This window comes from Streptosporangium sp. NPDC049644, assembly GCF_040675205.1.
Taxonomy (GTDB): Bacteria; Actinomycetota; Actinomycetes; order Streptosporangiales; family Streptosporangiaceae; genus Streptosporangium; species Streptosporangium fukuiense.
The window spans coordinates 20,585-35,358 of record NZ_JBFAOJ010000026.1; the positions used below are offsets into that span (position 1 = coordinate 20,585).

Annotated in this window: 12 protein-coding genes; 5 read left to right on the plus strand and 7 right to left on the minus strand. The window is 70.3% G+C overall.

What is annotated here, in order from left to right:
• Positions 1–282 (minus strand): hypothetical protein (locus AB0J58_RS17155; RefSeq protein ID WP_364216397.1); only part of this gene is annotated, 282 nt, incomplete at its 3' end.
• Between the two features lie 81 nt (positions 283–363).
• Here AB0J58_RS17155 and AB0J58_RS17160 point away from each other — a divergent pair.
• Entirely contained in the window at positions 364–4,770 is a 4,407-nt protein-coding gene (locus AB0J58_RS17160) for an HAD-IC family P-type ATPase (RefSeq protein ID WP_364216400.1), read from the plus strand.
• Between the two features lie 102 nt (positions 4,771–4,872).
• Entirely contained in the window at positions 4,873–4,998 is a 126-nt protein-coding gene (locus AB0J58_RS17165; protein ID WP_364216403.1) for a hypothetical protein, read from the plus strand.
• 103 nt (positions 4,999–5,101) lie between these two features.
• On the opposite strand, the gene AB0J58_RS17170 is transcribed toward AB0J58_RS17165, so the two are convergent.
• The 5 genes from AB0J58_RS17170 to AB0J58_RS17190 form a co-directional block, all read right to left on the minus strand.
• Positions 5,102–6,445, minus strand: coding sequence for a glycoside hydrolase family 3 protein (locus tag AB0J58_RS17170; RefSeq protein ID WP_364216406.1), 1,344 nt, complete (start codon positions 6,443–6,445; stop codon positions 5,102–5,104).
• Between the two features lie 74 nt (positions 6,446–6,519).
• Entirely contained in the window at positions 6,520–6,777 is a 258-nt protein-coding gene (locus tag AB0J58_RS17175; protein WP_343978993.1) for an HPr family phosphocarrier protein, read from the minus strand.
• Between the two features lie 120 nt (positions 6,778–6,897).
• Positions 6,898–7,353 (minus strand): PTS glucose transporter subunit IIA, encoded by a 456-nt coding sequence (locus AB0J58_RS17180; protein ID WP_364216409.1) that lies wholly within the window; start codon positions 7,351–7,353, stop codon positions 6,898–6,900.
• Positions 7,354–7,395: 42 nt separating this feature from the next.
• A complete protein-coding gene (locus AB0J58_RS17185) occupies positions 7,396–7,632 on the minus strand; it encodes a glucose PTS transporter subunit EIIB (RefSeq protein WP_343978987.1) in 237 nt (78 codons plus the stop codon).
• A 64-nt stretch (positions 7,633–7,696) separates the two neighbouring features.
• The gene (locus AB0J58_RS17190) at positions 7,697–8,731 is read right to left on the minus strand and encodes an SIS domain-containing protein (protein WP_364216412.1); all 1,035 of its coding nucleotides are present in this window, start codon (positions 8,729–8,731) and stop codon (positions 7,697–7,699) included.
• A 159-nt stretch (positions 8,732–8,890) separates the two neighbouring features.
• Between AB0J58_RS17190 and AB0J58_RS17195 the strand changes: the two genes are divergently transcribed.
• The 3 genes from AB0J58_RS17195 (at position 8,891) to AB0J58_RS17205 (ending at position 11,774) form a co-directional block, all read left to right on the plus strand.
• Positions 8,891–9,631 (plus strand): GntR family transcriptional regulator, encoded by a 741-nt coding sequence (locus tag AB0J58_RS17195; RefSeq protein WP_350920864.1) that lies wholly within the window; start codon positions 8,891–8,893, stop codon positions 9,629–9,631.
• A gap of 49 nt (positions 9,632–9,680) precedes the next feature.
• A complete protein-coding gene (locus AB0J58_RS17200; RefSeq protein ID WP_364216415.1) occupies positions 9,681–11,048 on the plus strand; it encodes a PTS transporter subunit EIIC in 1,368 nt (455 codons plus the stop codon).
• 216 nt (positions 11,049–11,264) lie between these two features.
• The gene (locus tag AB0J58_RS17205) at positions 11,265–11,774 is read left to right on the plus strand and encodes an Rv3235 family protein (RefSeq protein ID WP_364216418.1); all 510 of its coding nucleotides are present in this window, start codon (positions 11,265–11,267) and stop codon (positions 11,772–11,774) included.
• Between the two features lie 47 nt (positions 11,775–11,821).
• Here AB0J58_RS17205 and secA read toward each other — a convergent pair whose 3' ends face one another.
• Complete coding sequence (gene secA / locus AB0J58_RS17210) at positions 11,822–14,635, minus strand: preprotein translocase subunit SecA (protein ID WP_364216421.1); 2,814 nt, start codon at positions 14,633–14,635, stop codon at positions 11,822–11,824.
• Positions 14,636–14,774: the final 139 nt, after the last annotated feature.

Sequence of the window (14,774 nt, forward strand, 5' to 3'; positions counted from 1 at the left end):
ACGCGCCACCAGGCCCACGTCACGCGCCGCAGGCACCACCTCGCGGGCGACGACATCCCGGACCACGAAACCCACCTCGCGGACCACCAAGACCACATCGCGCGCCACCAGATCCACGTCACGCGCCGCAGGCACCACCTCGCGGACCGCCAGGTCCGCGGCGCGCGCCACCGGATCCGCGTCGCGGACCTCGGCGCCCGTTTCCCGTGCCGCGAGCTCCACCTCCAGGTCCACCAGGTCGGCCACCCGCCAGAAGACCTCGACCCGTGGGAGCGGCTCCAAGTGATCACAGTGATGGGGCCGATCGGGCCACGTGTAACCACGGCCTGATCGGCCTCGTCATCTCGTCTACTGGAGACCCGGATGTTCGTACCCCGTCTGCTCTCGCTTCCCGCGGAAACTCTCTGGGGTGCCATGCCCGAGGTGATCCGCAACGCCCTGAGGCATTCCCGAGGGAGGCGAATCTGTCCCGGCGGGCTCCGTATCGACCTGTACGCGATCGGCGGTCCTGGCAGCGGGCGGGCGGCGCGACGGCTGGAGAGCTCGCTGCTGAAGGTGGAGGGGATCGAGCGGGCGGAGGTCAACGGCGCCCTCGGGACCGTGTTCGTGGGGTGCGACCCCGGCTCGGTCGACCTGGAGGAACTGGTGGCGGTCGTCGATTCGTTCGACAACGCTGACGACGGCGACGGCGACGAGCCGGAGGTGGACGAGGACGCCGAGTTCGACGACTCGCTGCCGGGCCCGGTGTCCCTCGCCTCCGAATACGCGGAGCACCGCATCGCCAACCCGGTGCGGAGCCACACGCGCATGAGCATCCGGCTCGGCGGGAGCCTGGTCGGAACGGGAATGGCGCTCGCCGGGCGTGTGATGCACGTGCTGCCGCTCACTCCGATCGTTCCCGCCCTGCTGAGCCTGGCCGAGTCCACCCCGAAGGTCCGCACCGAACTGGACCGACACCTCGGCGTCCCGACCGCCGCCGCCCTGCTCGAAACGGCGGACATCGTCGCCTACACGCTGGCGCTGCGTCCGCTGGGAATGCTCGTCCAGTCGGCCACCGCCGTCGGCCGCTACCTCGAGACGCGCGACACGCGACGGGCCTGGGAGAGGCACGAGCACGAACTGGGTTCGTGGGAGGGCTCCTACCACCACATCCGGGTGGCCAGGAAACCACGCCCGGCCCCCATGACCACCAGCCCCGTACGACGGTTCGAGCACGTCGCGAGCCAGGTGACGGTGGGCGCCACCGGGCTGACGTACCTCCTCGGCAAGAACCGGGAACGGACCATCGCCATGCTCACCGCGGCGACCCCCAACGCCGCGAAGCTGGGCCGCGAATCCTTCGCCTCCGCGATCGGGCGCGCCCTGGCGCGGCGCGGGGCGGTCGTCCTCAACAGCCGCGCCCTACGCCACATGGACGGCATCGACACGGTCATCCTCGACGCCGACGTGCTCGACACGGGTTCCTGGGAGATCGACCGCATCGTGTCCCTCGGCGACGCCGACACCGACGGGCTGCACGCGCGGCTCTACGCCCTGCTCGACCTCACCGACCCCGGCGCGCGGCGGGAGCACGAGGAGTGGACCGCCGAGCCGGTGCCGGGCCCGGCCGGGCTCACCGCGGCGGACACCGAGGAATGGGCGGCTCGGGGACTCCGGGCCGTCCGCGTGGCGAGGCGGGGCGAGCCCGTCGCCCTGGTCGGCATGGCACCGCAGGTGGACCCGCTGGCCGACGCGATCGTCACCGCGGCCAAGGCCGCGGGCACCGTGCTGCTGACGGGAGGCGATCCGGGGCTCGGTCGGCGGCTCGGCGTCGACGAGTTCGTACCGGACGCCTCCCGGCTGACCCGGTCGGTCCGCGCGCTCCAGGCGGACGGCCGCGGGGTCGCCGTGGTGTCGGGACGCCACATGACCGCGCTGGCCCACGCCGACCTGGGCATCGGCGTGCTGTCCCGCTCGGCCCGGGTGCCCTGGGACGCGGACGTGATCGGCGAACTCGAGGAGATCCACCTACTGCTGAGCTGCCTGGCACCGGCGAGGAGGACAAGCGAACGGTGCGCCTGGCTCGACGCCACGGGAGCGACCGCCGGAGGCGTGCTGACCGCCCTCGGGCCGCCGTCGCGGTCACTGGGCAGGGCGCAGCTCTCGAGTGACTGCACGGCGATGGCCGCCATCGTCACGGGTGTGTGGGCAGGCTGGCACGCCGGTCAGGAGACGCCGCCGGTCCGGGTGGACCAGACCCCCTGGCACGCGATGTCGACCAAGGACGTCCTGTCCCTGCTGGGCTCCTCGCCCAGCGGGATCACCGAGGCCGAGGCCGTCCGGCGCAGGACCTCGGCGGGAGCCGCGGAGTCCGAGCGTCCCGCCTCGCTGCTCCGCGCGTCCGCCGAGGAACTGGCCAACCCGCTGACCCCGGTCCTGGCCGCCGGAGCGGGCCTGTCGGCCCTGGTCGGCTCGGTCTCCGACTCGGTGATGATAGCCACCGTGGTGTTCGCCAACGCGCTCATCGGAGGGGGCCAGCGGTTCAGCGCCGAACGGGCGTTGCATCGCCTGACCGAGTCGGTCGCGATCCGGGTCCGGCTGCGCCGCCCCAACGAGGGCGTGAGCGTGACAGCCGAGGACCTGGTACCGGGCGATGTGCTCGAATTGCGCGCGGGCGACACCGTGCCGGCCGACTGCCGGGTGCTCAGGGCGACGGGCCTGGAGATCGACGAGGCCGCGCTGACCGGCGAGTCCCAGCTCGTCACCAAGTCACCGGCGCCCGTCGACGCGCCCGCCGTCGCCGACCGGAGCTCGATGGTCTACGAGGGTACGACCGTCGCGGCCGGTAGCGGGCTGGCCGTGGTGGTCGCTGCGGGCGAGGCGACCGAGGCCGCCAGGACCGCCAGGCTCGCCAAGGAGCGGCCACCCGTCTCGGGCGTGCAGCTGCGACTGCGGAAGCTGAGCCGCCGGATCCTTCCGGTCGCGATCGGCTCCGGCTTCGTCCTGCTCGCCGCCGACCTGCTGCGCGGCAGGTCGATGATCGAGGCGCTCGCGCCCGCGGTGAGCCTCGCCGTCGCGGCCGTGCCCGAGGGGCTGCCTTTCGTCGCCTCGGTCGCGGAACTCGCCGCCGCCCGGCGGCTGTCGACCCGCGACACCCTGGTGCCCAACCCCTCCACGATCGAGGCCCTCGGCCGGGTGAACGTGCTCTGTTTCGACAAGACCGGGACGCTCACCGAGGGGCGCATCAGCCTGCGGTGCGTCTCGGACGGGCAGGACGAACGTCTCGTCGAGGCGTTGACACCCGAGATGAGGCACATCGTGGCCGCGGGGCTGCGCGCGTGCCCGCGGCACGATGAGGGGCGTCCCATCGCGCACCCCACCGATCGCGCCGTGGTGAAAGGGGCCGAGCGGCTGGGCGTGGTGCCCAGGGAGGGCACGGGAAGCTGGGAAAGGGTCGACGAGCTTCCCTTCGAGCCCGGACGCGGCTACCACGCGGTACTCGGCACGAACGACTCGGGGCCGCTGCTGAGCGTCAAGGGCGCTCCGGAGGTCGTGGTCACCCGCTGCACGTCCGTACTCCGCGACGGCGAGGTGGTCCCTATCACGGATTCCCTCGAGGCGGAGCTGGAGAAGGAGCTCGACCAGCTCGCCCGGCAGGGCTACCGGGTGCTCGCGGTCGCGGAGCGCGCCGCCTCCGACCGTCGCGACCTCGACGAGTCCCGTATCCAGAGCCTGTGCTTCCTGGGCTTCCTCGGCCTGGCCGACCCGGTGAGGCCCACGGCGGCCGAAAGCGTCGGCCGGCTGACCCGGGCGGGCGTACGCATCGTCATGATCACGGGCGACCATCCGAGCACGGCGGAGGCGATCGGCGTCGAGCTGAACGTGCTGAACGGCGGGCAGATCATGACGGGGCCCGAGCTGGACGGGATGGACGACGACACCCTGCTGGAGGCGCTGCCGGACGTGACGGTCTTCGCCAGGACCACCCCGGCCCACAAGGCCAGGATCGTCGGCTGTCTGCGCCGGGCCGGCAAGGTCGTGGCGGTCACCGGGGACGGCGCCAACGACGCCCCCGCGATCCGGCTCGCGGACGTGGGGATCGCCCTCGGCTCCCGCGCGACCCCGGCGGCCAGGGCCGCGGCCGACATCGTGGTGACCGACGACCGCATCGAGACGATCGTCGACGCGATCATCGAGGGCAGGGCCATGTGGGGGTCGGTCCGCGACGCCCTGAGCATCCTGCTGGGCGGCAACATCGGTGAGATCGTCTTCGCGGTCGGATCCAGTCTGATCAGCGGCCGGAACGTGCTGAACGCCCGGCAGCTGCTGCTGGTCAACCTGCTCACCGACATGCTGCCCGCGATGGCGGTGGCCTCCCGGCCGCCGACCGCGGCCAGTCCGGAGAAACTGCTGGAGGAGGGCCCGGAGGCCTCGCTGGGGGCCTCCCTGACCCGGGACATCTACCTGCGGGCCGCCACCACGGCGAGTGCGGCGGGCGCGGCCTGGGCGATCGGCCGGATGACCGGCACGCGTGGGCGGGCGGACACGATGGGACTGGTCGCGCTGGTGTCGGCGCAGTTGCTGCAGACCCTGGCCCTGGGCAGCCGGGACCGCACCGTGGTGCTGGCCTCGCTCCTGTCCCTCGGCGTTCTGGGCATGAGCGTCTCGGTTCCCGGGTTCTGCCACTTCTTCGGCTGCCGTCCCCTCGGGCCGGTGGGGTGGTTCATCGCCCTGAGCAGTGCCGCCGCCACCACGGCCGCCGGAGTCGTCTTCCAGACACCCAACCGATAGGTGTCACCCAACGTTCACCAAACGGTAATCTGCTAGTGGGTGACTTAGTCCTGTTTGGTATGGATTATCGCATTAAGCGATCCTTCTCCCTATGAGGTTGTTATGTACGGATTCTTCTCCACGGTGCTCGCCAAGGCGGCGGTCATGCTGATCGAGGCCCTTCTCACGCGCGTCATCCAGTCGCTCGTCGTCTCGCTGGCCAGGACCGGCAGCCTCCAGGCCGCCTGATCCGGTCCTGCGGCACGGACCCGGCCGTGCCGTGAGCGGATCATGACCGGGAGCACGACCACGGTGACCGGGGCTCAGGCCGCGGTCACGACCGGAGGCCCGCTCAGCGGGCCCGCGAGTTGATGAGCCGGGCGACCTTGAGGTGCCCGGCCGAACGCAGTACCCGCTCGGCCTTGGCCGGGTCGGCGACCGGCGCCCTCTCCAGCAGGCCACGGGCGGCCTTCAGCTTCAGCAGGCGCCGGACGGACTGGTCGATCCGCGCCTCCGAGATCTTCCCGGACTTCACGGCGGCCAGCAGCGCCCCACGGGCCTCTCGGTAGTCCGGCGGCATGAGCAGCAGGTCGACCCCGGCCTGGATCGCCCGTACCGCCACCTCACCGTCGTCATACCTCTTGCGCACCCCCGCCATGTCCAGCGCGTCCGTCGAGACGACCCCGTCGAAGCCGAGCCTCTCCCTGAGCAGCCCGGTCAGGATCGGCCTGGAGAGGGTGGCCGGGTCGCCGGAGGGGTCGAGCTTCGGCATGACGACGTGCGCACTCATGATCGCGTCGACGTCCCTGCCGATGGCGGCGGCGAAAGGCGGGGCGTCCAGCCTTTTCCACTGGGACAGGGAGTGCCTGATCACCGGCAGACCGGTGTGGCTGTCGACGTTGGTGTCGCCGTGGCCGGGAAAGTGCTTGGCGGTGGCCGCGATCCCCGCGTCATGGAAGCCGCGGACCGCGGCGGCGACCATCGGCGCGACCTTGTTCGGATCGGAGCCGTAGGCACGCGGGCCGATCACCGGGTTGCGCGGGTTGATGTTGACGTCGGCGACGGGGGCGAAGTCGAGGTTGATGCCCAGGACGCGCAGCTCGCTACCGGTCACCTCCGCGGCCCGGCGGGCCAGCGAGGGATCGCCGGTCGAGCCGATGACCGAGGCTCCCGGCAGGTTGGTGACCAGCGGGGCGAGCCGGGAGACCTGGCCGTTCTCCTGGTCCGCGCCGATCAGCAGCGGGATCTCCGGCGACGCCTTCTGCAGCCCGTTGGTCAGCGCCACGACCTGCCTGACGTTCTTGACGTTGCCCGCCCAGGGGAACAGGATCACCCCACCGGGGCGGTAGCGGGCGACCACCTTCGCCGGGGTGTCCACGCCGAACCGCGCCTGGTTCTCCCCCGACACCGTGTCGGCCGCCTGGCCGTAGAGCACCGGCATGAAGAGCTGGCCGACCTTCTCCTCCAGGCTCATCGAGGCGAGCACGGCCTCCACACCGGCCGGCTTCGCCGTTCCGGGTCTCGCCGTCCCGGGCGTGGCCGTCTCGGCGCGCGTGGCCGCCGGGCTCGCGCTCGCGGAGGACTCCCCGCCCCCGACCGCGCCGGACGCCGGCGGAGCGGCCCTTCCGGTGCCGGCACACCCGGCCGCCATCGTCGCGATCACTGCGATCCCCGTCACACACATCCACCGAGCCATGCCCCTTACGCTATCCGGGCGGACGCCCCGGTGCCCGCGCGGTGAACCGGCCGGTGAATCAGAGGCACCTCGGCTCACGGCGCCGACGCGATGCCCGCCAGCTGGTCGAGAAGCTCCTCGGCGCCCTCACCCTCGGCCCTGATCACCACCACGTCCCCTCTCCTGACGTCGAGTGCGAGGACCGACAGGATGCTCTTGGCGTTCACCGGCGAGCCGGCCCCCTTGGCGATGGTGACATCCAGGGACGCCTTGGTCGCCGCCTGCACGAACGTCGCGGCGGGCCGGGCGTGCAGGCCGACCTCCGCCGTGACGGTGACATGGCGCTCGGCCACGTGCTCCTCCTTGAGAATCGACGCCGTGGTCTAGACCACACGGCGTGTTTGCCGGCCTTTGGCCATCCGATGGCTCAACACCATTTCACATTCTTCGCCATCTCCCGGCTCCGCGGGCCGTCAGACCGGATCGCTCCACTCGAAAAGCCGGTCACCGGCGTCCACGGCCCCCTCGGCGAGGCCGGTCACGGCGCCCGCGGTGGCGTCCAGCGCCACGACCGGGCAGATCGGGCGGCGTCCGCCCGCTTCGATCCCGGCCGGGTCCCACGCCACCACCGGCTGCCCGGCGCTCACCCGATCGCCCTCCGCGACCAGCAGCTCGAAACCCTCGCCCCTGAGCTGAACCGTGTCGATGCCCAGGTGGACGAGGACTCCCCTGCCGTCGTCGCCGACGACCACGAACGCGTGCGGGTGCAGCTTGACGATGGTGCCCGCGATGGGAGAGAAGGCCCGGCCGGGTGCCCGGTCCGGCTCGATCGCCATGCCGGGCCCGACCAGGCCCTCGGAGAAGACCGGGTCGGGTACCGAGTCGAGTCTCACCGCCACCCCCGCGACCGGTGCCAGAACCGTGGTCACCGCACTCCCCTCGGCATGCCCCCGTCCGCGAGAGCACCTCCCTCAGCCGATGATGTCCTCGATGTCGCCGGCGATCATGTCGGCCTCGGGGCCCACCACCACCTGCACGACACCGCCGGCCACCATCACGCCGTGCGCGCCGGCCGCGCGCAGGGCCACCTGGTCGACCTTGGAGGCGTCACGCACCTCGGTGCGGAGCCGGGTGATGCACGGTTCGATCTCGATGATGTTGTCCGCACCACCGAGTCCAGCGATGATCGCGTCGGCGTCGGCCGCCATGTCGCCCTCCAGTTGTGATCACCCTGTCCCCAGGGCTATGGGCAGGCTAGAGGAGGTGTCGCGATCATTCGGTCTGGGTCACCTTGTTGAGACCACGCGGAGCGTCCGGGTCGATCCCCAGCCTGCGCGCGAGCGCCTCGGTGAGCAGCTGACCGGGGACGATCAGGCCCAGCGGCGCGACCCACTCGGGCAGGTCGGGGCCGTTCAGCTCGGCGGTGGAGACCGAGGAGAGCGCGGTACCGCCGCCGACCGTGTAGGCCGAGGCTCCCGCACCGGTCACCCGCTCGGCGAGCGCCACGGTGCCCGCCAGGGTCGGGCCCTCGCCCGCCGCGACCAGGATCGCCGGGGTGTCCGCGTCGACCACGGCGATCGGGCCGTGCAGCAGGTCCGCGTACGACAGGCCCATGGCGTGCAGGTAGCACGCCTCCTTGAGCTTGAGCGCCAGCTCCAGCGCGGTGGAGAAGGCCAGCCCCCGGCCGGAGACCACGACACCGGGCTTGTCCGCCAGCCCCTCGACGATCGCCTCCAGGTCGCCCGGGTCACCCACCAGCTTTTCCACCGCATCCGGAACCCGCCGCAGGTCGCCGGGGTCGACGTCCGCGCCGAGACCGAGGGCGAGCACGGCGAGGGCGGCGAGCTGGGTGGTGTAGGTCTTGGTGGCGGGGACGGCCTTCTCCTCGCCCGCCACCGTGCACAGGGCGAGGTCCGCTGCCTGCGCCAGCGGGCTCCGCTCTCCGCCGTTGGTGATGGCCACGGTCCGGGCGCCACAGTCCTTCGCCCAGGCGAGGGTCTCGACGATCTCCTCGGTCCTGCCCGACTGGGAGAGGGCGACGGCCAGCACGCCGTCGAGGTCCAGCCTGCGCCGGTAGGTGGTGGCGATCGAGGGGGCGGCGAGCGTGGAGAGCCTGCCCGTGTGCGCCTCGGCCAGGTAACGGCCGTAGACTGCGGCGTTGTCGGAGGTGCCACGGGCGATGAACAGCAGCTGGCGGGTCTGCCCCGCGAGCCGCTCCACCTCCCCGGTTCTGGGGAGAAGGGCGTCGAGCGTGGCTCGCAACGCGGCGGGCTGCTCGGCTATCTCGCTGCGCATCTTGGTCGTCATCTCGCGCTCATCCTTCAGCTCGGACGGACGAGATCGGGCCGTTATCGATCCGTCTCCGGTCCGTACGTTGACACCCTTTTCCGGCCTGTGGTCTAGTCCGGACTAGACCAGTACGAACCATAACTCATCAGACACCTCAGATCGAGGGGGGAGGATCCCGTGGCCCAGATCGACCCGGACAGCCCGGTGCCCAAGTACTTCCAGCTGCGGGAGATCCTGCTCGACCTCATCGAGAACAACGAGCTGGCGATCGGCACCGCGATCCCGTCCGAGCGCGAACTCTGCCAGCGCTTCGGCCTGTCCCGCATGACCGTCCGGCAGGCCGTCGACCACCTGGTCTCCGAGGGCAGGCTCCAGCGGGTCGCCGGCAAGGGCACCTTCGTGGCCCGCCCCAAGATCGAGATGGCCCTGCGGCTGACCTCCTTCAGCGAGGAGATGCGCACCAGGGGCATGGAGCCCGGCTCCCGCGACCTGGACCGCCGGGTGGTCAGGGCCAGCGCGCACCTGGCCAGGGAACTCGGCATCCAGCCGGGCGACGAGGTCCACTTCATCGAACGGCTGCGGACCGCGGCGGGCGAGCCCATGTGCATCGAGCGGGCGCACATTCCCGTCTCCATCGCACCCGACCTCGACACCCACGACCTGACAGGCCGCTCCCTCTACGCCCTGCTGGAGACCCGCTACGGCCTGGTGCTCGACGCCGGTGAGCTCACCATCGACGGCGGCATCGCCGATCCCGGCGACGCCGATCTGCTGAAGCTGCCCCGCGGCGGGGCCGTGCTGCTGCTGCAGCGGCGCTCCTACGCGGGAGGCGTCTGCGCCGAACTCGGGGTCTCCACCTATCGCGCCGACCGCTACCAGCTCCGTACGATCCTGGAGCTACCGACCCGCCGCGCCTGACCCCGCCCTTCGCCGCACTCCTCCCCCTCACCCCCTGGAGGAAAGCCCGATGAGTCCCCCCTCGGCGGACGCGGGCCTGTCCGCCGTCCACCGGCCCGGATCCACCGCGATGAGCGTGCTCCAGCGCCTGGGACGTTCTCTGATGCTGCCGATCGCGGTCCTGCCCGCCGCGGGCCTGCTGTTCAGGCTCGGACGGGACGACCTTCTCGGCCGGACCGACAGCGCCCTGCTCGACGATGTGGCCCGCGTCGTCGGCACCGCGGGCGGCGCGCTCTTCGACAACCTGCCCATCCTGTTCGCGATCGGTGTCGCCATCGGGTTCGCCCGCAAGGCCGACGGCTCCACCGCCCTGGCGGCGCTCGTCGGCTATCTGGTCTTCCACGCCGTCAGCATGAACATGTTCTTCATCCTGTTCGACGCCGACCTGAGGGAGTCCATCACCACCGAGGTGTTCGAGCGGGCCACCCCCGGCGTTCCCAGCGTGGTACTCGACCTCGGCGCGCAGAACCCGACCAGGGTGCTCGGCGGCATCATCATGGGCCTGGTCTCGGCGCTGCTCTGGCAGCGCTACCACCGCACCAGGCTGCCGACCTGGCTGGCCTTCTTCGGCGGGCGCCGTCTGGTGCCGATCCTCACCGCCTTCGCCGGGCTCGTGATCGGGGTGTTCCTCGGCTTCGTCTGGCCGGTGCTCGGCGGCTGGGTCCGTGCCTCCGGAACCTGGCTCGCCTCCAACAGCGAACTCGGCGCCGGGATCTACGGCATGGTCAACCGCGCCCTGCTCCCCCTCGGCATGCACCACATCGTCAACAACGTGATCTGGACCCAGGTCCCCGAGTGCGTGGTCGACGGCAAGAAACTCGCCGGGGACATGATCTGCTTCAACAGCGGCGCCGCCGGCTACGGCGGCTTCGAGGCCGGCTTCTACCCGGTCCTCATGTTCGGCCTGCCGGCCGCCGCGATCGCCATCTGGCGGGCCGCACCGCCGCACCGGCGCACCGCGGTCGGCTCGATCATGATCTCCGCGGCGCTCACCGCCTTCCTCACCGGGATCACCGAGCCGATCGAGTTCGCCTTCATCTTCGTGGCTCCGGTGCTGTTCGTGATCCACATCGTGCTGACCGGCATCTCCATGGCCCTCGCCTCCGCCCTGGGTGCCAAGCTCGCCTTCAGCTTCTCCTCAGGGCTGATCGACCTGGGCCTGTACGGGACCGCGCCCAACGCCCGGGGGATACCGATCGTCATCGTGATGGGGCTGGTCTACGCGGTGATCTACTACTCCGTGTTCAGCTTCCTGATCAGGAAGCTGAACATCATGACCCCCGGCCGCGAGCCCGAACCCGACATCGACTCCGGCGAGCCGGCCGCGCCCCCCGGTGCGGCACCTGGCGGCCCTGACGCCGGACCACCCGGCTCCTGAAGTGGTTTCGGCCGTCCAGCGAAGATCACAGCTCGGGCCGGAACCCGCTCCCCTCGGGGATGGACCACTCCAGCTCAAGGTCACCTTCTCCGCCCGAAGGGACGAACCGACCGGGATTTTCAGAAAGTTGGCGGACCGCGTATCTGGGCAGTGGGCCGGAAACTCCTTCATGTGTCAGTCTCTCCGCCCGCAAGCCGAGCCCCATCGGAGTCACCCATGTCGCCCCCACGACGTCCGGCGCCGCTCCCCCGGATCGCGCCGTCCCCCGCCGCCGAGCCCCCCTACGACGAGGACCGCCCCGCGGCGGACATCCCGGCCATGCCTCCGTACGTGCAGGGAACCCTCGCCCTCTCCCTCGAACCCGAGACTCCGGCACCTCCGACCGGGAGGCCACTGATCTGGGGCCCGCCGGGGGCGATCCCCGACGAGCGGCGGCTGCGCGCCCTCGCGCAGGCCGTCGCCGAGATCCTGTCCGGCAGGCGGCCGCCGGCGAGCGTCTCCTGTCACCTGACCGGCAGGGCCCAGGCCGAGCTGACCAGGAGCGGGAAGATCATCAACAGCGCGCGCCCGCCCCGGGCGGGCAGGGCCCACATATCCCAGCCCGAGGACGGGGTGGTGGAGATGTGCGCCGTGGTCGACTGCGGCGACCGTTCGCGCGTCCTGGCACTCAGGCTGGAGCGCAGGGGCGTGCGGTGGCTCTGCACCGAGTTCGAGACGACCCCCTGACACGCCGGAGGGCCCGCACCCATGGGTGCGGGCCCTCCGATCAGCGATCAGACCTCGACGTTCTTGGGGTCGCCGTGGCAGCGCTTGTACTTCTTGCCGGAACCGCAGGGGCACGGCGCGTTGCGCTCGACGTTGCCGTACGCGTCACGCTCGGCCTTGGTCCTGATCCGGGTGTGCTCCACCTCACCGCTCTCCCCCGGAGCCGTGTACTCCAGCTCGGCGGGGCGCTGCGGGCCACGCAGGCCACGGGCGATGATCGAGCGGGTCTCCGCGATCGCCACGTCCTCGGAAGGCTCGGCCTCCTCGACGATCGGGTTGCTCTGCACCTCGACCTCGAGGTTGAACAGGTAGCCGACCGACTCCTCCTTGATGCCCTCGAGCATCTGGGAGAACATCTCGAAGCCCTCGCGCTGGTATTCGATCAGCGGGTCGCGCTGGGCCATCGCGCGCAGGCCGATGCCCTCCTGGAGGTAGTCCATCTCATACAGGTGCTCGCGCCACTTGCGGTCGAGAACCGACAGGATGACGCGGCGCTCCAGAACCCGCATGCCCTCCGGGTTCATGGCCTGCGCGTTGATCTCCTCCTCGCGACGGTCGTAGGCGGCCATCGCGTCGGCCTTCACCCGCTCGTTGAGGAACTGGGCGGTGAGCTCCTCGCGGCCCCCGGCCTCCTCGATGAGCTCGTCGGCGGTGATGCTGATCGGGTAGAGCTGGCCGAGCGCCTTCCACAGCTTGTCGAGGTCCCACTCCTCGGCGAAGCCCTCGGCGGTGGCACCCGCGATGTACTCGTCGATCACGTCGTTGACGAAGCCGCGGATCTGCTCGTGCAGGTCCGCGCCCTCCAGCACCCGGTGACGCTCGGCGTAGATCACCTTGCGCTGCCGGTTCATGACCTCGTCGTACTTCAGAACGTTCTTGCGGATCTCGAAGTTCTGCTGCTCGACCTGGTGCTGCGCGGAGGCGATGGCCTTGGAGACGATGCCCGACTCGATCGGCACGTCGTCCGGGATGTTGAGGCGCGTCATGATCATCTCGACCCTGGCCGAGTTGAACAGGCGCATGAGGTCGTCCTCGAGCGAGAGGTAGAAGCGCGACTCGCCCGGGTCTCCCTGACGGCCGGAACGGCCGCGGAGCTGGTTGTCGATGCGCCGCGACTCGTGCCGCTCGGTGCCCAGGACGTAGAGGCCGCCGAGTTCGGTGACCTCGTCGTGCTCGGCCTTCACGGCCTCCTTGGCCTTCTCCAGCGCCTCGCCCCAGGCCTTCTCGTACTCCTCCGGGGTCTCGACCGGGTCGAGGCCGCGGCTGCGCAGCTCCAGGTCGGCACGGAAGTCGGGGTTGCCGCCGAGCATGATGTCGGTGCCTCGACCGGCCATGTTGGTGGCCACGGTGACGGCGTGCTTGCGGCCCGCCTCGGCGATGATCGCGGCCTCACGGGCGTGGTTCTTCGCGTTGAGGACCTCGTGCTTGATGCCCTTGCGCTTGAGCTCCTTGGCCAGGCGCTCGGACTTGGCGACGCTCGTGGTGCCGACCAGGACCGGCTGGCCCTTCTCGTAGCGCTCCTTGATGTCCTCGACGCTGGCCAGGAACTTGGCGTCCTCGGTCTTGTAGACCACGTCGGCCTGGTCCTTGCGGATCATCGGCCGGTTCGTCGGGATCGGGACGACGCCGAGCTTGTAGGTCTGGTGGAACTCGTTGGCCTCGGTCGCCGCGGTGCCGGTCATGCCGGAGAGCGTCTCGTAGAGGCGGAAGTAGTTCTGCAGCGTGATCGTGGCGAGAGTCTGGTTCTCGTCCTTGATCTTGACGCCTTCCTTCGCCTCGATGGCCTGGTGCATGCCCTCGTTGTAGCGGCGGCCGTGCAGGACGCGACCGGTGAACTCGTCGACGATCAGGACCTCACCGTCGACGACGATGTAGTCCTTGTCCTTCTTGTAGAGCTCCTTGGCCTTCAGCGCGTTGTTGAGGAAGCCGACCAGGTGGGTGTGCTCGGGCTTGTAGAGGTTCTCGATGCCGAGCCAGTCCTCGACCTTCTCCACGCCGGACTCGAAGATGCCGACCGTGCGCTTCTTCTCGTCGACGGCGTAGTCGCCGGTGTTCTCCTCGCCGTCCTTGCCCTCGGTGCCCCTGCGGAGCCGAGGAACGATCTTGGCGAACTCGGAGTACCACTTGCCGGACTGCTCACCGGGCCCTGAGATGATCAGCGGCGTCCTGGCCTCGTCGATGAGGATCGAGTCGACCTCGTCAACGACGGCGAAGTGGTGACCGCGCTGGACGCACTCCTCCAGCGACCATGCCATGTTGTCGCGCAGGTAGTCGAAGCCGAACTCGTTGTTCGTGCCGTACGTGATGTCGGCGTTGTACTGCTTGCGGCGCTCGTCGGAGGGCATGTTGGCCAGGATCACGCCGACCTCGAGACCGAGGAAGCGGTGGATGCGGCCCATCTCGTCGCCGTCGCGCTTGGCCAGGTAGTCGTTGACCGTGATGACGTGGACGCCCTTGCCCGAGAGGGCGTTGAGGTAGGTGGGCAGCGTACAGGTGAGGGTCTTGCCCTCACCGGTGCGCATCTCCGAGATGTTGCCCATGTGCAGGTTGGCCCCGCCCATGATCTGCACGTCGAAGTGGCGCTTGCCCAGCACCCGCCGGGACGCCTCGCGAACGGTGGCGAAGGCCTCGGGAAGCAGGTCGTCGAGAGACTCACCGTCGATGTAGCGCTGCTTGTACTCGGCGGTCAGTGCGCGAAGCTCGGCATCGGTCAGGCTCGTGAAGTCGTCTTCAATGGAATTGACCTGGTCGGCGATCCGCTTGAGCTTACGCAGAAGCTTGCCTTCGCCGGCGCGAAGAATCTTATCGAGAAAGGCTGGCACTTTAGGTAAAGCTCCTCGCAGGTCTTCCGCGGCCGGACCGGCCCGGCTGAGGACGAGACATGGTTCTCCGCTGCCATCGTAGGCGGTTCCGCCACCAGACACAGCCACCCTGAAAGACGCTCTTGTGGCCTGTGGAGTT